Here is a 15,609-nt window from a genome sequence, read left to right as displayed (position 1 = left end):
ACTTGGCAGTAAAAAGGAGCTTTTCACTGCGTCCACGCTGACCGGTACCGAACATCCGCTGCACCAGCTGGTTACACTCCTCGACGAGAAGAGCGAATCAATCAGCTCCAGACTGGTGAGCCGGTTTCTGCAGCATTGGGACCAAGATGTCGGTTTTGAGCCGTTACTGACGCTGTAGCGCTCGACGCCCATCCAACCCGCGGCACAACAGGTGTTGCACGATAGCCTTGCCGAACGGGTATCGGCGGGATTCGGCGTGGTTTACACCGAGCTACGCATCAAGCTGGCAACCAGCTAGCCGGACTAGCGTTTACACGTTACTAGTTGAATAGCGACCCGATCACGTCGACGAGCATCGAGGACGTGATCGCCTGGCTGGGGACGACCGTGCAGCCCTATCTTGACCGGTTAGGTTCCCGTCCAGCGCGGGAGACGCTTCTCGGCGAACGCGATTGCGCCTTCCTTCGCGTCGTTGGACCCGAACACTGGAAGCAGGATCTTCATCTGCTCGGCGAACATGGCGTCGCGGCTCCAGCCGCGTGACTCGGTAATGATCCGCTTGGTGGCAGCTACCGCAAGCGGCCCGTTAGCGGTGATCTTCTCTGCCAACACCAGCGCCGCGTCCAGCGTCATCCCTGGCGCGGCTAGGACATTGACCAGCCCGAGCTCGTGGGCACGCTGAGCCGGCAGGTTGTCACCGGTCAGCGCCAACTCCATGGCGATCGCATACGGGATGCGCTCGGGCAATCGCAACAATCCCCCACTGCCCGCCACTAAACCTCGCTTGACCTCCGGGATCCCAAATACTGAGTCCGTGGCCGTAACGATCAGATCGGTGGCCAACGCTAGCTCAGTGCCACCGGCAAGGGCAAATCCTTCCACCGCGGCGATGAGCGGTTTGGCCGGCGGACGTTCAGTGAAGCCCAAACCGCGGCCCTCAACAATGACATTCTCTCCGCGAGCGAATGCCTTGAGATCCATGCCTGCACAGAACGAGTCGCCCGCACCAGTCAGGATTCCCACCGAAAGGTCGGCATCGCCGTCGAGCCGATCCACCGCATCAGCCAAGCCCCGGCTGACCGCGGCGTTGATAGCGTTCTTGGCGTTTGGTCGGTTAATCGTGACAATAAGAATTCGACCCCGCCGTTCAACCAGTACTTCGGGTTCGGTATTAGCGGTGTTGTCGTTTCCAGTGACCACAGTGCTGCGTAACTCCTTATGCTATCAGGGGACCCGCATCATGGCCTGAGAGGTACTCCAGCCCTGGTCACACATTCCATATGGTTGATGGTTGTCGCACAACATCACAAGCCCTGCGTAAAAGTCGTAAAAGTTTTGTCCACCTCCTCAAAGACCTACTCGGACCGGCCTGCGGACCGCCGACGCACAACCACCACTCTGGTTGCGTAGGCGACAGCGCTCACCACGAACACCATCGCGGTAAGCAGCCAGACACCTGCCTAGGAACGAACGGCTGCTGGGTTTGATCAGTTGCCTGCAGATATTTCGGCGCACCTTGATGATAGGCACTCCCTTTCGGAGACCACACGTAGCACAGTGTCGTCATCAGCGCCCACCTGTGCCGCCGGCGGGGAACGGTCAGCAGTGTGACCACCTCGATACCGACACCCACACGGCAGCCGACGGGTGCGGCAACACGCCCGATGCGACCTAAACACGTTGGCACAAAAAGAAGTCCGATGGTGCGCTAGCGTATCTATTAAGCTAAACTAGCTCGCTAATTGCTCAGTCGCTGGCCCACTGGGATGGTGCGCAACTCACGACGCCGAGCCTAACCCAACGTTAACCACGTGCAACAACTAAAACTGTAACGCGTTAAAACGCCAGTCCAGCACCAGTCGGTCGGACTTGCCCCCCTTAGACACTGCGTAAACCAGCGACCGCAACCCCAACACACCCCCTTGCTGGGTTGCCTCGGTAGACTCGACGTGCAGCTGGCTGTACAGAGTTTCCCCCTCGTGGACGGGACCTATGTGGTCGCAAGACCTCCAGCCCAACACCGTCGCTAGATTGGGCAGCATCCGACTAGCCTGGGCCAGCGCCAGGCCAATGGTGTGTCCGCCGTATACCAGCCGACGTCCTCCTATCCTCGAATCATGATGTGTAGCAGCAATATTTGATGTAACTCTAGCCAGTTCCGGTGCACTGCTGACGATGTCGCCAGTGCTGTGTAACACCGCGCCAGTAATACTTGCGTCAAAATGCGGACCGGGTACCCGCTCCCGGAAACCCGCTGCGTTCCACTGTCCGGTTGGATTGGAAGCCGGCGTGACGACGTCCGCACCGACTGTGGACAGGTCATCATTGCGGCTCAGTGCGTCATCGGGATGCCAAGTCGGACCGGTAGGCAACATGGCGCAACGATAGAAGTCGAGCACCAACCGATCGTCCTGGTCGATCGTAGTCACTCGCAGCGCCGCCATTCCGGTGGGTGCCCGGCCAGGCTTCGCCGAGTTAGCCTGCAGTCCAACTACTTCAGTGCGGGTATAGAGTGTGTCTCCAATGACCGGAAAGCGATGAAAGACGAGATTACGGTAGAAGAGATTAGCTTTCACTCGCTGAGTAACCAACGTCGATTGCCCTATCGCCACATCGCAAACCAATCCTGGATGCACCAACGTGGCGTGCCCACCGATTACTGCAGTGGACAATTCGGCATCCAGAGTCAGGCGCATCCTGTCGCCCACAATCGCCTGATGAACCGCCGCCATCCCCGACGTCAGTGTCGTCGCAGGCGCCCAGTCAAACACCTGACCGATTGAAAGCTCGTCAAAGTAGGGCCCACCTTCGCGTTGGCCTGCATACCTATTCACAGTCATAACGCCACATGCTGGCAGACTACCGATTAAGGGGTCAATACGGAAGATGACGCGAATGAACAGTAAGCGCAAAGACGAAGAAGAAATGTTGGTCACCACTCTGTGAACATTCATCGATCGCGATGTCAAACCAACCGCGTACCAGGTCGAGCACGCCAATACCTATTCCGAGAAGTGGATCAAGCAGATAAAGCGGATCAGCATCTACAGCATGGCGATTTCCGGTAAAGTATAGCGAATTGCCGGTACCAATGCCGCGTTATGTGCGTATCACCAAGGAGCTGACCTGAGGCTAGATAAGTCTAGCCGGCGCAACGAACGGACGTACCGTCGTCGCCAAACTGCTGACCCTGTTAGACACTGAGCATCAGAAGTGCAGCTACCTGCCATCCATGGCGCTAACTGGACAAGATGACAACTCCGGCCTGCAGAACATGTCGACGACGGCGCTTCCTTACAGCTCCAGCAGCTTATTGATTAACGGTACTAATGACCTGGATCAGCAACGCACACAAGTCCAGCCTGACCGTATTTCTGTGTAAGACCGACCCGCAGACCAAACCGCGCCACACAAGGCAGGTCGCTTCTGCTTGTCGAGCACAGGCCAGTTCTGACGGTGTCGTGCGAACTACCTAAGTTGGGCTACAAAGACATTGAGTTCTGCGAGCTGACATTCGATAACTTTGCGGTGCCGGTGTCAACAATCTTGAGTGGCAGCATGGAGGAAGGCTTTTAGCAGATGACGTAAGAGTCTGGATACGGACCCGCATTCCAGTAGCGATCCAAGCCCTGAGCGTGGCGACGACGGCGCTCGAAAACACGTTTAGGCCTATGCTCAGCTTCAGGAAAGTTTCGGCCGGCTGATTTGGCAGCATTAGGCTGTCGATAACTATCTGGCCAATATGGCGACCAAACTCATCGCCGTCCGCCAGTTCATCCGCTATGCTGATGAACACTACGACAGCGGCGAGCGCTGCTATATGGAAGCCGGGGTGGCCAAGCTGTCCGTTTCCGAGATCGCGATAGAGATCGTCCTGAACGTGGTACGCATCTATGCGTAGTTACGACTACATAATGCGAATATTGATACCGAACGCTACTGCCGTAACGCGCCACTGATGATCATCGCCGAAGGCACCAATGAAATCCGGCGCAATGTCATAGTCGGGCAGCTGGTAGCCCGTGGTGGTAGCGGGGAAAGTCTTCGAACCGGCTGCCTCAATTTTTTCGCAAAGGAATTCGTAAAATACACGCTAACAACTGATCGTTGCTATATATTTTCCTGACTTTGGCACCGGCAACTCGACGCCAACAGTTAACCTGTCACAACGGAGGAAAGATAGTCGCCATAAGTAGTCCGATATCGCCGTACTCGGTTGCCTCAGATTGGCCTGATTAACAACTGGAGTGGCAACAGGACCAACAACCAGTTCAGTAAGTACAGCAACCCGGTTGGCTGTAACAACAGGGAAGTTGACAGAACCAACAGGAACTAAACAACTACCTCGTCTAGGCTATTCTGTGCACAGTTCTGCGTTGTCTTGTTTTCAGGATTGTGTCGATCACGTACTCCACTAAGGCCTCCGGACTGTGGAGTAACGGACACTATACTAAGTCGCAAGTTATTTCCAATAATGCCAAGAGATGAAACATCATCGGCGCGATCGTTGGTTCCGTCGTTGTCGTGATTGGTACAATTCTCTCTCTATATATATCCCTCCCGGTGACATATATCCCTCCCGGTGACCGTCTCGAACGTTCCGTAGATATATCTTCGGGATTCTGCGGCAGCGTCTCGTGCACGCAGCATTGAAAATCAATGGCTTGATGTGTGGACCACCGGCCGCTACGGTTAGTTCGCTGTTCCCCGTGTAATTGCATCCACAAGTCTCCACGCAAGTGCGGTATCATTGTCGATCCTGTGCCCCGACAGCACACGGCATGCCGTACGCCAGCTGTCTACCGTATGTGTAACGCTGGACGGTACCTCCGGATTGAGGCAGCAGTCCCAGAACCATTTCTGGCAGTCTAAATACCGAGTCGTTCCACGTTTCAGTTTATCTGCAAAACGCCGCCATATCCCATCCGCTTCCTAGTATCCGGCAGTGCACTTTGGCGCGACAGAGCGGACCAAGCCGCGCGATCAAGCGCATCAAGTATCAGGGCCAGGCTTGTGTCCGGATGCACGCTACATGTGCATTCGCCGGATAAGTAAAGGTGCCGAATTCAGTGAGGTCGCCACCACTGCAGAACGATATGACATTATCGCTCAAAGACGAAGTCACGGCTACATTGGCGAAGTTGCTAGATGGGGTACCCCTGCTGACGTTGACTGAGCTCGGCTGTCCAAGGACTGGCGCATACATTTCGATGATCAAATCGCGAGGCTGGTGACGCTGCGCGACAATTTGGACTTATGAATCGGTTGCCTGCCGCTGAAACGGTACGCTATCTCGAAGCCGCGCAACTCGACAGCCATCGTCGGATCGAGTACACTTTAAGCTTGCCAAAGTCGTTGCAGCGATAGGTGATTGACTACTATCCAACCTTTGCCAGCCGCTGCTTGAGCGCTTCGAACTCGTCCTTGACGCTGGTGGGCAGCTTATCACCGACAAACTCGAACCACTCTTCGATTAACGGCAGTTCGTTGCGCCACTCATCTGCGTCGACCGCGAGAGCCTTGGCAACATCGTCACTGGTGATGTCGAGTCCGTCCAAGTCCAGGTTCGCGGCGGTCGGCACGATGCCGATCGGGGTGTCCTGCCCACCTACCTTGTGTTCAATGCGATCGACGATCCACTTCAGCACCCGGCTATTTTCGCCGAAACCTGGCCATAAGAACCTGCCGTCTTCACCGCGACGGAACCAATTGACGAAGAATACCTTCGGTAGCTTCGATTCGTCGGAGTTCTTGCCCAGGTCGATCCAGTGCTGGAAGTAGTCACCGACATGGTAGCCCATAAACGGCAACATGGCCATCGGGTCGCGCCGCACCGTGCCAACCTTGCCTTCGGCGGCGGCGGTTTGCTCACTGCCCATGGTGGCTCCCATGAAAACGCCGTGCTGCCAGTCCCGGGCCTGCGTCACCAGCGGCACCGTGTTCTTGCGGCGGGCGCCGAAAAGAATACCTGAGATCGGCACGCCTTGCGGATCGTCCCACTCCGGCGCCAGGATCGGACACTGCGACATCGGCGTACAGTAGCGCGAATTCGGGTGTGCTGCAGAGGTCTCCATCGTGCCGGCGTGCCAGTCGTTGCCCTTCCAATCGGTCAAGTGCTGTGGGTCTCCCTCCAGGCCCTCCCACCACACGTCGTTGTCGTCGGTGAGCGCGACATTGGTGAAAACGGTGTTACCCGCGGCGATGGTCCGCATGGCGTTCGGGTTGGACTTCCAGTTAGTGCCCGGCGCGACTCCGAAGAATCCGAACTCGGGGTTGACCGCGTACATTCGGCCGTCCTGCCCGAACCGCATCCAGGCAATATCGTCGCCGAGCGTTTCAACGCGCCAGCCTGGGATCGTCGGTTGCAGCATGGCGAGATTGGTCTTGCCACAGGCCGACGGAAACGCCGCTGCAAAATAGTAAGCCTTGTTTTCCGGGGAGATGAACTTTAGGATCAACATGTGCTCGGCGAGCCAGCCCTCGTCGTGGGCCATTACTGAAGCGATGCGCAGCGAGTAGCATTTCTTACCGAGCAGTGCGTTGCCACCGTAGCCAGAACCGTAACTCCAGATCTCACGGGTCTCCGGGAAGTGAGTGATGTACTTGGTCTTGTTGCACGGCCAAGGCACATCCTTTTGACCCGGCTGCAACGGAGCACCCACCGAGTGCAAGGCCCTAACGAAAAACCTCTCGTCACCGATCTTCTCTAGGGCGGCCGCACCCATCCGGGTCATCACCTTCATCGACGCGACGACATATTCGGAGTCGGTGATCTCCACACCCAACTTTGGGTCCTCGGCGCCCAGCGGGCCCATGCAGAAAGGTACCACCCACATGGTGCGGCCACGCATGCAGCCGCGGTACAGCTCGGTCAAGGTGGACCGCATCTCGGCGGGATCTATCCAGTTGTTGGTCGGTCCGGCGTCGATCTCCCGCTCGGAACAAATAAATGTCCGAGACTCCACCCGCGCCACGTCGGAGGGGTCGGACAGCGCCAGGTAGGAATTGGGGTGCTTATCGTCGTTCAGCTTCTTGAAGGTGCCCACCGCGACCAGCCGCTCGGTGAGCCGTTGCCGTTCTTCGTCGGAGCCGTCCGCGAAAACCACTCGGTCAGGCTGAGTCAGTTCGGCGACCTCCTCTACCCACGACAACAACTCCTGATGGTTTGTTGGTGCGGTGTCCAGACCGGGAATGGTTGCTGAGGTCATTGAAGTCTCCGTCTCCTGAATTCTTTTGCGTACTTAGTCGGCTTCTCGTGATTACTAGCGCACTCACATGCATTTGCCCACACAAACGCTTTACCTATCAGATTATCGTGACGAACCTGCCGCGAAAGGCTCGGGCAGGTACAAGCCTCCTCACAACAGCGATCCAGAAGCCTTAAAAGCGTCAGGAATTGCCACCATTTACAATCCTCGAAACCGATTCGCATGGCGCGACCGAGCCTTCGGACCCGCCAGGCCTTAGGGATCGTAGTCACCCTCTGGTGTAGGTATCCTCGGATCACCAATCAGTTCTGCATGCACAACATCTAGCGCGGCTTGTATCATCAGCGTCTCCCGATCACGCACCGCTGAGGTCTGCACTAAGGCAATGGTGTATTCGCACAATTCGCTGTCAACGACACTGACCTGATTGTCTAGCTAAGCACCTTCGGCCTCATTGTGCCCTGCCCACACAGTGCTCAACGCCAATTCGGCAGCCAGTATCCGGGGCGCAACCAGCTAAGTCCACCGTGGATCACAGCGACGCTGTCACGCCGCACACCCACCGGTCTAGCGACCGCACAGTCACGTAACAAGCCGCGGATGTTGACCATCACAACAGTCAACACCAGCCCGATCACCGCACACAAAACGGCCCTTGTGGTCTTATAGCCCGGGAACAAGGTCGGCCGTCAGTCGACCCAGCGTCAGTGCCACACCCCAGTCCGAATCCGGCACCCAACAACATCATCAGCCAGACTTCCGGCCGACGCGATTGCGGCAACGGGAACGGGACGCCAGCCTCCGATAGTACCTCGAAGGCAGATGGGATGACCGACACATCCATCACCTCCGCGACCTCGACGAGCTGTCGTGCAGTATCGTCACTCGCCTCGGCGAACACCTGCGCCATGCGGCCGTGTGCATGCACTTCGAAACCTGGCATGTCCCGCCAAGATAGACTCGAGGCCTCCTATTGTAACTCGCTGCACATTGGTGAACATTAGGGTTGAGGGCAAAGTACGACAACTGGACCCGAACTTGCTGGATCAGACTGTACAGCATAATGGTACGCTTAGATGTGGACTGGTGTAGCTCCCGCAGGGCCGTACTGCGCTATGCGCGCAACGCGTCAACCCGTACCCGCTCGCCGGCGTCCTCAGCGTCGCGATCCCGCTTTCCCCACCAGCATTTGAAGCCGAGAGCCCACGACCGCAGCCTATTTCGCCGAGCCAATATCCGACTCAACGAGCTACTGTCGACCGAATCGTCAACCTGCGGTTCACCGACGTCGGGCAAGGCAGCCGCGCCCACCCAGGACACCTGACAGCAGCGGGGCTCGTGCGTGGGTAGGGCGTTGTGGTGGGCAGTAACCACTTCATGCCGGGTCCGGTGCACGTCTATTTTGGACACCACGCCAACCGTCACGTCGATGTTGTCGACAGCGGCGTCCAGCAACGCACAATCCGACTCTGTCAGTTCAGAAGCTGCAGAAACGACTAAACATCATTGCCAACGGCGCATCGCCAGGCCTCAGGTCGGTTAACTCGACGAACTTTTGCCTATGGTAGAAATCCGTATGTCATTGCTTCCGTACCAAGTTGCTCCTTGATAGCAAGCGAACGCAATCGGGGCATGACCGCTCCCAGTACAGACACCTGGGTCAGGTCAAGGAGACAGCCATCGGAGTGACCACTGTGTTGTCACGAAACATAACTCGCAGATCCGCTCGCTGACCGTGTCATCGCAGACAGCGACAGCCTCCAACACCCGCCTTTAATGCACTTCGGTGGCACCGGCAGCGATCTTGCCGACGACGGCATTGGCACCGTTAAACTGGCACAGCAACGCCCACACTTGATCAGCGATCCCGCCTTTCCGCAGCGAACCCTCGCAAGCGCGCGCAGCCGCTCCCCAGTCGGCACTGGGCTATTCGCTGGCCGAGAAAACCATCAAACGGAGCCAACGCGACAAGCCTAACCACCCGGATCGGCGGCCAGCACTTGCAGCACGGCCCACACCGCGTCATCGAGCAAATTGCCGAGCGCGGCTACGGCGTGTAAACTTGACTGACTAATCATAGGCTGTATAGATACTCCCGACCAGCTCAGAAAAGAAAATGTGTGCAGCGGTTCCGTGGCCACTGTCACCGCGATGGATCCATCGTCCACGAACTCTGCCGAATCGGTTTTGCTCAGCACCACACGCGGCCAGAGGTCGCGCTGTGGCTATGGCTTCTGCGTCCTTGGGTTTGATCACTTCGGCGATAGCGTAAACATTCAGCTCGGCGATCGCCGTCACCTGCCCCTCAGCGGTCTTGATCGCAAACTGAGCCAACTCGTCGACAAAAATCTGGCATCCCTCGTTCTGTCACGTTCCACTTGCCCGAACCAATTAGCCCGATCACCACATCCCTTGTCGGTTTTGCCTATTCGAGCCCAAAGCCTGTCTCGTCGCTCAGCTCGGTTCGTTTGCCGGGGCCGATCAAAACCCTATCGAATGGCAGCATTTCCGCTGCCGCGATGCGATCCACCGCTATAAGTTGAAAACAACTGTTGGATATCAATCTGGGCCAGGGGCAGCTACGTCAGGGGTTCATAGGCCAACATGGGTAAATGCATACGCAACCTGGAGTGAGGGTATGTCCCGACACGCCGGTCACGGCGGGGCCCTCAGCCAGCCTAGTCCGCGAAGCGGACTTGCACTCGTCATCAGAGTCGCTTGACCGCAACCGGCTTGAGCCTGGCTCCAAACAAAGTAGTGTGGCACGCCATCTCCCGCCCACTGCTTTTCGTACGCGACGCTCCGCCTTGTCAAACGCTCAGCGCCAGACCTGGGAGCGACTGTGGCCAAAGATAGGCATTTCAGTGGTGTCCCAAACCCCGAGCTACGAACCGCTGGACACCGACGCGTGGTTCGGGCGTTCTGCCCCAGTAGTGCTCGAGGTCGGCTGCGGCAGCGGCACCTCAACGCTGGCCATGGCACAACACGAACCCGATATCGACGTGATCGCGGTAGAGGTCTACCGACGCGGGCTGGCGCAGCTGCTGTGCGCGATCGATCGAGATCAGGTGCGCAACATTCGGATGATTCACGGGAACGCGGTCGACGTGCTGCAATATTTGATCGCGCCGAGATCGCTGACCGGTGTTCGTGTCTTTTTTCCCGATCCATGGCCGAAGATACGCCACCACAAACGGAGGTTCCTGCAGCCAGCTACGGTTGAACTGATCGCTGACCGACTACTCCCTGGTGGGATTTTACACGCCGCGACGGACCACCCTGGCTACACAGAGCAAATCGCCAAGTTCGGCGATAGCGAACCACTGTTGAGTCGTGTGGATAGCAGCATCCGGCTGCCAATCTCAGCTGTTCGCCCAACCACCAAGTACGAAAAGAAAGCGCAGCACGCCGGCAATGCCGCCACCGAGATGATTTGGAAAAAACGAAGTTAATTTGCTGAAAGTGAAGTTGATTTGCCGAAAGCCGGAATTGATCTTGATAAACCGAGGACTATGCGGGTGACCGAAGACACAACCTCCATAACGGACCCGGAAACACCAGAGTCGCTCACACCGTCGGCACTGGGCGGTAACTACGTCGGGACCCTGGAGAGTTTCGCTCCCCAGGTCAAGCGTGCGATCTTGGTGTGGGACGCGCCTAACCTCGACATGAGCTTGAGCTCTATCCTGGGTCACCGCCTAACCGCCCTGGTACATCCACGCTTCGACGCGCCGGGTCGTTGGCTGCTAACCCGTACAGCAGAGGTTGCAGCCTGCTATCCAGATAACACGATTGAACTCGAGGCCACTGTGTTCACCAACACCGCGCCAGGCAGCGCCGACGTGGTTCAACCGTGGGTGGCCGGACTACGTAACATGGGGTTCCCGGTCTTCGTCAAGCTGAAAATCGACGTCGACCGCGACATGCTGACCCACATCGAGCAACGGTACAACGAGGGGCGCGCAGCGCTGGTGGTGGCCTCCGCGAATAGCCAAACGTTTCGTCAACCACTGGAAGAAATCACGCGTGCTGGAATCGACATTCAAATGATCGAATTTCGTGAGCACACTAGTTGGACGCTAACGTCGGATACCTTAGAGATCGTCGACCTGGAGGACATCGCTGATGTTTTCCGGGAGCCACTGCCGCGAATCGGCTTAGATTCGCTACCTGAACAAGGGGCGTGGCTGCAGCCATTTCCGGCAGCCGTCTGCGCTATTGAACTCGTGTGTGTGACACTGGCGCGTTGAAAACCGAAAAGGCACTGCGCGGATCGCTACGATCCAGTAAGGAGCTTACGTGTTCGCCTGGTGGGGTCGAACTGTGTACCACTACCGGTTCATTGTAATCGGGGTAACGGTAGCTCTGTGCCTGTGCGGCGGAGTTTTCGGGCTGAGTCTAAGTAAGCACGTCACACAGAGCGGTTTTTACGACGACAACAGTCAGTCGGTGAAAGCTTCAATCCTTGGCGACCAGGTCTATGGCCGGGACCGCAGCGGCCACATCGTGGCGATCTTCCATGCGCCTGACGGCAAAACCGTCAATGATCCGGCGTGGGCGAAAAGTATCACTGATGGACTCAACCAGTTTCAGCGAGACCACTCCAACAAGGTGATGGGATGGGCCGGCTACCTGCGAGCACCCGACACGACCAACATGGTCGTGCAGGGCATGGCTACCCCGGACAAGAAGTACACGTTTGTGTCCATCCCGCTTAAAGGCGACGACGACGATACCATCCTCAACAACTACAAGGCCATCGCACCCGAACTGCAAAAACTTGACGGCGGCACCGTCCAACTCGCCGGCCTCAACCCCATCGCTAACGCCTTGACCGGCACGATTGCCACCGACCAACGACGGATGGAAGTCTTGGCGCTGCCGCTGGTGGCGGTGGTATTGTTCCTGGTGTTTGGCGGTGTGATTGCAGCCTGCTTGCCGGTGATAGTAGGTGGCCTGAGCATCGCGGGAGCGCTGGGCATTCTGCGTTTCATAGCGCTCTTCGGACCGGTACAGTTTTTTGCCCAGCCGGTGGTTTCGCTGATCGGCTTAGGCATCGCAGTAGACTACGGCCTGTTCGTGGTGAGCCGGTTCCGCGAGGAAATAGCGGAAGGCTACGACACCGAGACCGCGGTACGGCGCACGGTGATGACGGCCGGCCGCACGGTGACATTCTCGGCGGTGCTCATTGCCGCATCGGGAGCCAGCCTGCTGCTGTTGCCGCAGGGTTTTGTCAAGTCGCTGACCGATGCTCTCATCGCAGCGGTGACACTTGCGGCCCTATTGTCAATCACGCTGCTGCCCGCATGCTTGGCGGTTTTGGGCAGGCACGTCGACGCGCTCGGTGTGCGGACCCTATTTCGGGTGCCTTTCCTACGCAACTGGCGAGTCTCGCGCACCTATCTTAACTGGCTCGCGGACCGTCTACAAAAGACCAAGACCCGCGAAGAAGTCGAGGCCGGATTTTGGGGCAGGCTCGTCAATTTCGTGATGAAGCAGCCCCTGGTTTTCGCCATCCCAATCGTTGTCAGCATGATCCTGCTAGTTATCCCTCTGGGCAACCTCTCATTCGGTGGTATGAGCGAGAAGTACCTGCCGCCCAATAACGCGGTGCGGCAGTCACAGGAGCATTTCGACCAGCTCTTCCCGGGGTACCGCACCAATCCGTTGACGCTGGTAATCCAGACCACCAACCATCAACCCGTCACCGACCAGGAGGTCGCTGACATTCGTAGTAAAGCGATGGCGATCAGCGGGTTCATCGAGCCGGACGACAATTACGCAAACATGTGGCAAGAGCGTACCTTGGCGCCGGGTGCGTCGAAGAATCCGTCGGTCCGGGTCTTGCAGAACGGCTTAATCAACCCGAATGATGCGTCGAAGAAGATCAACGAACTGCGCAGTATAACACCCCCCAAAGGCCTTACGGTATGGGTCGGTGGTACCCCGGCCCTCGAGCAGGATTCGATTCACAGCTTAGTTGCGCAAGCTCCACTGATGGCCGTTGTGCTTATTACCACCACCATGCTGTTGATGTTTCTAGCGTTCGGGTCTTTCGTCCTACCGATCAAGGCCGCGGTGATGAGCGCACTCACCCTCGGGTCCACCATGGGCATCCTAACGTGGATCTTCGTCGATGGGCACTTCTCCAAATGGCTGAACTTCACACCGACACCATTAATGGTGGTGATCATCGCTCTCGTCGTTGCGGTCGGCTATGGCTTGGCGACCGACTACGAGGTGTTCCTGGTATCCAGGATGGTAGAAGCGCGCGCAGAAGGCATGTCAACCCAGGAGGCCGTCCGGATCGGCACCGCGACTACCGGCCGCCTCATTACGGCGGCTGCACTGGTCCTTGCCGTGGTTGCCGGTTCGTTCGTGTTCTCTGACCTAGTCATGATGAAATATCTGGCCTTCGGGCTGATGGCGGCGCTGCTGCTGGACGCGACCGTAGTGCGTATGTTCCTGGTGCCGTCAATAATGAAGTTGCTCGGCGACGACTGCTGGTGGGCGCCGCGCTGGGCTCGGCGCCTGCAGAATCGCATCGGGCTGGGTGAAATTCACCTGTCCGACGAGCTCAGGCGACCCACTGTCAACGGGTGTCCCGTCCGACCTCCTGTCACAGGGGCCAACCTGGCTACTACGGCGCCACGCACACCGCATGATCCTACTCACCCCGCAGTGCTGGAGCCATCGCAACGAGCGCGTTCGGTCGTGGCAAGCCGGGCGGAGACCAAACGGCCTCAGGAACTGCCCTCCGGTGCGAGCACTGCGCGAATACCGACGAGGCTGAGCCAGCCGGTGGAAACGAGAACAACCCGCCTTTTAGTGCCTGGCAACGCCCCGACCACGACAGTGGTGTCCAGCAGCCAAGGCGTGCAGGCCGCGCCATTCGCCGCTACGCGATCTCCGTTACCAACCCCACCACCACCCACCGGTCAGACGCGAGCTATGCCGGTTTCGGCGAACCGTTCCAACGACAACGCGGGCGACCCGGCCGAACCCACGACAGCTCTGCCGATCATACGGCCACAGGACAACGACTCCGAAGCCGCCACCGAGAAGTTGAACGCCCGAGGACAAGGCGGTAATTCGCGCCAGCGCCGTCGTGCCGCCGGTGGTGGTGTTAGCGCGCAGGATCTGCTGCGTCGCGAGGGACGACTATAATCCTCACTCCCGACCATCTTTGGAATTAATTGTCCCCGGTGTCGTCCGCCGGCTAGATATCCCCTCTATGTCTCAATCTGCTGTCCTGTCGCGGCGGATAGATCCGGATCCAGCAGCACTTGGATTGCGTTGTTGAGGAACGCAACCGTCGGTACTGCTAATAACGCGCCAACGATCCCCGCCAGCACGCCGCCGGCGGAAATAGCCAGGACCACCGCGAGCGGATGAATCGATACAGCGCGGCCCATCACCAACGGTTGCAGCAAATGAGTCTCGACTTGGTTGACCGCAACTAGCAAACCGAGCGTGATCAGTGCATAGACGATTCCCTTGGTAAGCAGGGCGACCACCACGGCCAAAAAACCAGCTATCACAGCACCAACCAGCGGTATGAAGGCACCAAGAAACACCAACGAAGCCAATGGCAACGCAAGCGGCACACCCATGATCGCCAGCCCCGCGCCGACACTGGCTGCATCGGTCAGAGCCACTAGGAACGTGGCCCGAACATATCCGATCAGTGACCTGTATCCAGCACGACCGGCTTCCATCACCTTGCCGCGGACAGTGGCTGGGAAGATCTTGACGACATACTGCCAGATGTCGCGGCCACCGTACAAGAAGAAAATCAGCGTGAACAACACCAACACCGCCGCCGTAACCAACTCGGTGATGGCTGCCGCGGTGGACAATGCACCGCTGGTCAACTTCGCTTGGTTGTTGTGCAGTGCCTGGATAGCGGCATTGCCCACATTGTCGATCTGTTCGCCCCGCAAATGCGCCGGCCCTTCAATCAACCATCTTCGGGTTTTATCGATGCTGTGGGTCACCTGATCGGTCAGATCGGGCAAACCCACGACGAATTGGCTGATAACAAATGTCAGGATACCACCCAGGATCGCGAATCCGGCCAACAAAACCAGCAACACCGCGACACCACGCGGTAGACCGCGGACGTCTAGCCAGTCCACCACCGGAACCAGCAACGCGCTAATCACTAACGCCAGCAACACTGGACCGACAATGACTTCAAGCTTTTTCAGCACCCATAGCAAGGCAACCACCGCAGCCAAGATGACTAGCAAACGCCACGCCCAAGCCGTGATCTTGCGGACCCGGGGCTCGACCGAAGCGTCGTCAAGGCGCGCCGACATACCACCAAGCCTAGACCTGCCCTCTGACTGGCTAAGCAGCTTTAACAGGGTCACACGAGACCAGCTACAAAAGCAAGGGC

11 protein-coding genes and 2 pseudogenes are annotated in these 15,609 nt (G+C 57.8%); 5 read left to right on the top strand and 8 right to left on the bottom strand.

What is annotated here, in order from left to right:
* Window positions 1-408: 408 nt before the first annotated feature.
* Both MUBE_RS06345 and MUBE_RS06340 read right to left on the bottom strand, forming a co-directional pair.
* Window positions 409-1,200 (bottom strand): crotonase/enoyl-CoA hydratase family protein, encoded by a 792-nt coding sequence (locus MUBE_RS06345; RefSeq protein WP_116539889.1) that lies wholly within the window; start codon window positions 1,198-1,200, stop codon window positions 409-411.
* 620 nt (window positions 1,201-1,820) lie between these two features.
* Window positions 1,821-2,840, bottom strand: a complete 1,020-nt coding sequence (locus MUBE_RS06340) for a MaoC family dehydratase (protein ID WP_116539888.1) — start codon at window positions 2,838-2,840, stop codon at window positions 1,821-1,823.
* A 112-nt stretch (window positions 2,841-2,952) separates the two neighbouring features.
* Between MUBE_RS06340 and MUBE_RS06335 the strand changes: the two are divergent.
* Window positions 2,953-4,030, top strand: a pseudogene (locus MUBE_RS06335) (acyl-CoA dehydrogenase family protein); the annotation flags it as partial.
* A gap of 326 nt (window positions 4,031-4,356) precedes the next feature.
* Window positions 4,357-4,488, top strand: a complete 132-nt coding sequence (locus tag MUBE_RS06330) for a CD225/dispanin family protein (RefSeq protein ID WP_116539887.1) — start codon at window positions 4,357-4,359, stop codon at window positions 4,486-4,488.
* A gap of 890 nt (window positions 4,489-5,378) precedes the next feature.
* Here the strand turns inward: MUBE_RS06330 and MUBE_RS06325 are convergent.
* From MUBE_RS06325 to MUBE_RS06305, 5 genes are all read right to left on the bottom strand, one after another.
* A complete protein-coding gene (locus tag MUBE_RS06325) occupies window positions 5,379-7,208 on the bottom strand; it encodes a phosphoenolpyruvate carboxykinase (GTP) (RefSeq protein ID WP_116539886.1) in 1,830 nt (609 codons plus the stop codon).
* 476 nt (window positions 7,209-7,684) lie between these two features.
* Entirely contained in the window at window positions 7,685-7,846 is a 162-nt protein-coding gene (locus tag MUBE_RS15670; protein WP_165849735.1) for a hypothetical protein, read from the bottom strand.
* Window positions 7,843-8,151, bottom strand: coding sequence for a hypothetical protein (locus tag MUBE_RS06320; RefSeq protein WP_116539885.1), 309 nt, complete (start codon window positions 8,149-8,151; stop codon window positions 7,843-7,845). The genes MUBE_RS15670 and MUBE_RS06320 overlap by 4 nt, the downstream gene beginning before the upstream one ends.
* A gap of 170 nt (window positions 8,152-8,321) precedes the next feature.
* The gene (locus MUBE_RS06315; RefSeq protein WP_116539884.1) at window positions 8,322-8,663 is read right to left on the bottom strand and encodes a hypothetical protein; all 342 of its coding nucleotides are present in this window, start codon (window positions 8,661-8,663) and stop codon (window positions 8,322-8,324) included.
* A 615-nt stretch (window positions 8,664-9,278) separates the two neighbouring features.
* Complete coding sequence (locus MUBE_RS06305) at window positions 9,279-9,542, bottom strand: hypothetical protein (protein WP_116539882.1); 264 nt, start codon at window positions 9,540-9,542, stop codon at window positions 9,279-9,281.
* Between the two features lie 425 nt (window positions 9,543-9,967).
* On the opposite strand from MUBE_RS06305, the gene trmB reads away from it, so the two are divergent.
* The 3 genes and pseudogenes from trmB to mmpL3 all read left to right on the top strand — a co-directional run bounded on the left by trmB (window position 9,968) and on the right by mmpL3 (window position 14,375).
* Window positions 9,968-10,660, top strand: coding sequence for a tRNA (guanosine(46)-N7)-methyltransferase TrmB (trmB, locus tag MUBE_RS06300; RefSeq protein WP_243632901.1), 693 nt, complete (start codon window positions 9,968-9,970; stop codon window positions 10,658-10,660).
* A gap of 60 nt (window positions 10,661-10,720) precedes the next feature.
* Window positions 10,721-11,444 (top strand): annotated as a pseudogene (locus tag MUBE_RS06295) (NYN domain-containing protein).
* 63 nt (window positions 11,445-11,507) lie between these two features.
* Window positions 11,508-14,375 carry a trehalose monomycolate exporter MmpL3 gene (mmpL3, locus tag MUBE_RS06290; RefSeq protein ID WP_116539879.1) on the top strand — a complete coding sequence of 956 codons (2,868 nt, stop codon included), beginning with the start codon at window positions 11,508-11,510 and terminating at the stop codon, window positions 14,373-14,375.
* A gap of 65 nt (window positions 14,376-14,440) precedes the next feature.
* Here the strand turns inward: mmpL3 and MUBE_RS06285 are convergent, their stop codons facing one another.
* Entirely contained in the window at window positions 14,441-15,529 is a 1,089-nt protein-coding gene (locus MUBE_RS06285) for an AI-2E family transporter (protein WP_116539878.1), read from the bottom strand.
* Between the last annotated feature and the right edge of the window lie 80 nt (window positions 15,530-15,609).

The organism is Mycobacterium uberis (genome assembly GCF_003408705.1).
GTDB lineage: Bacteria > Actinomycetota > Actinomycetes > Mycobacteriales > Mycobacteriaceae > Mycobacterium > Mycobacterium uberis.
The sequence above is the reverse complement of the archived record's forward strand: the minus strand, read 5'-3'. Positions and strand labels throughout refer to the sequence as shown.

What these genes read in the sequence shown, in the direction of transcription:
- MUBE_RS06340 (WP_116539888.1), bottom strand. Translation starts at nt 2,840, where the DNA reads ATGACTGTGAATAGGTATGCAGGCCAACGCGAAGGTGGGCCCTACTTT.
- MUBE_RS06325 (WP_116539886.1), bottom strand. Translation starts at nt 7,208, where the DNA reads ATGACCTCAGCAACCATTCCCGGTCTGGACACCGCACCAACAAACCAT.
- MUBE_RS06320 (WP_116539885.1), bottom strand. Translation starts at nt 8,151, where the DNA reads ATGCCAGGTTTCGAAGTGCATGCACACGGCCGCATGGCGCAGGTGTTC.
- MUBE_RS06285 (WP_116539878.1), bottom strand. Translation starts at nt 15,529, where the DNA reads ATGTCGGCGCGCCTTGACGACGCTTCGGTCGAGCCCCGGGTCCGCAAG.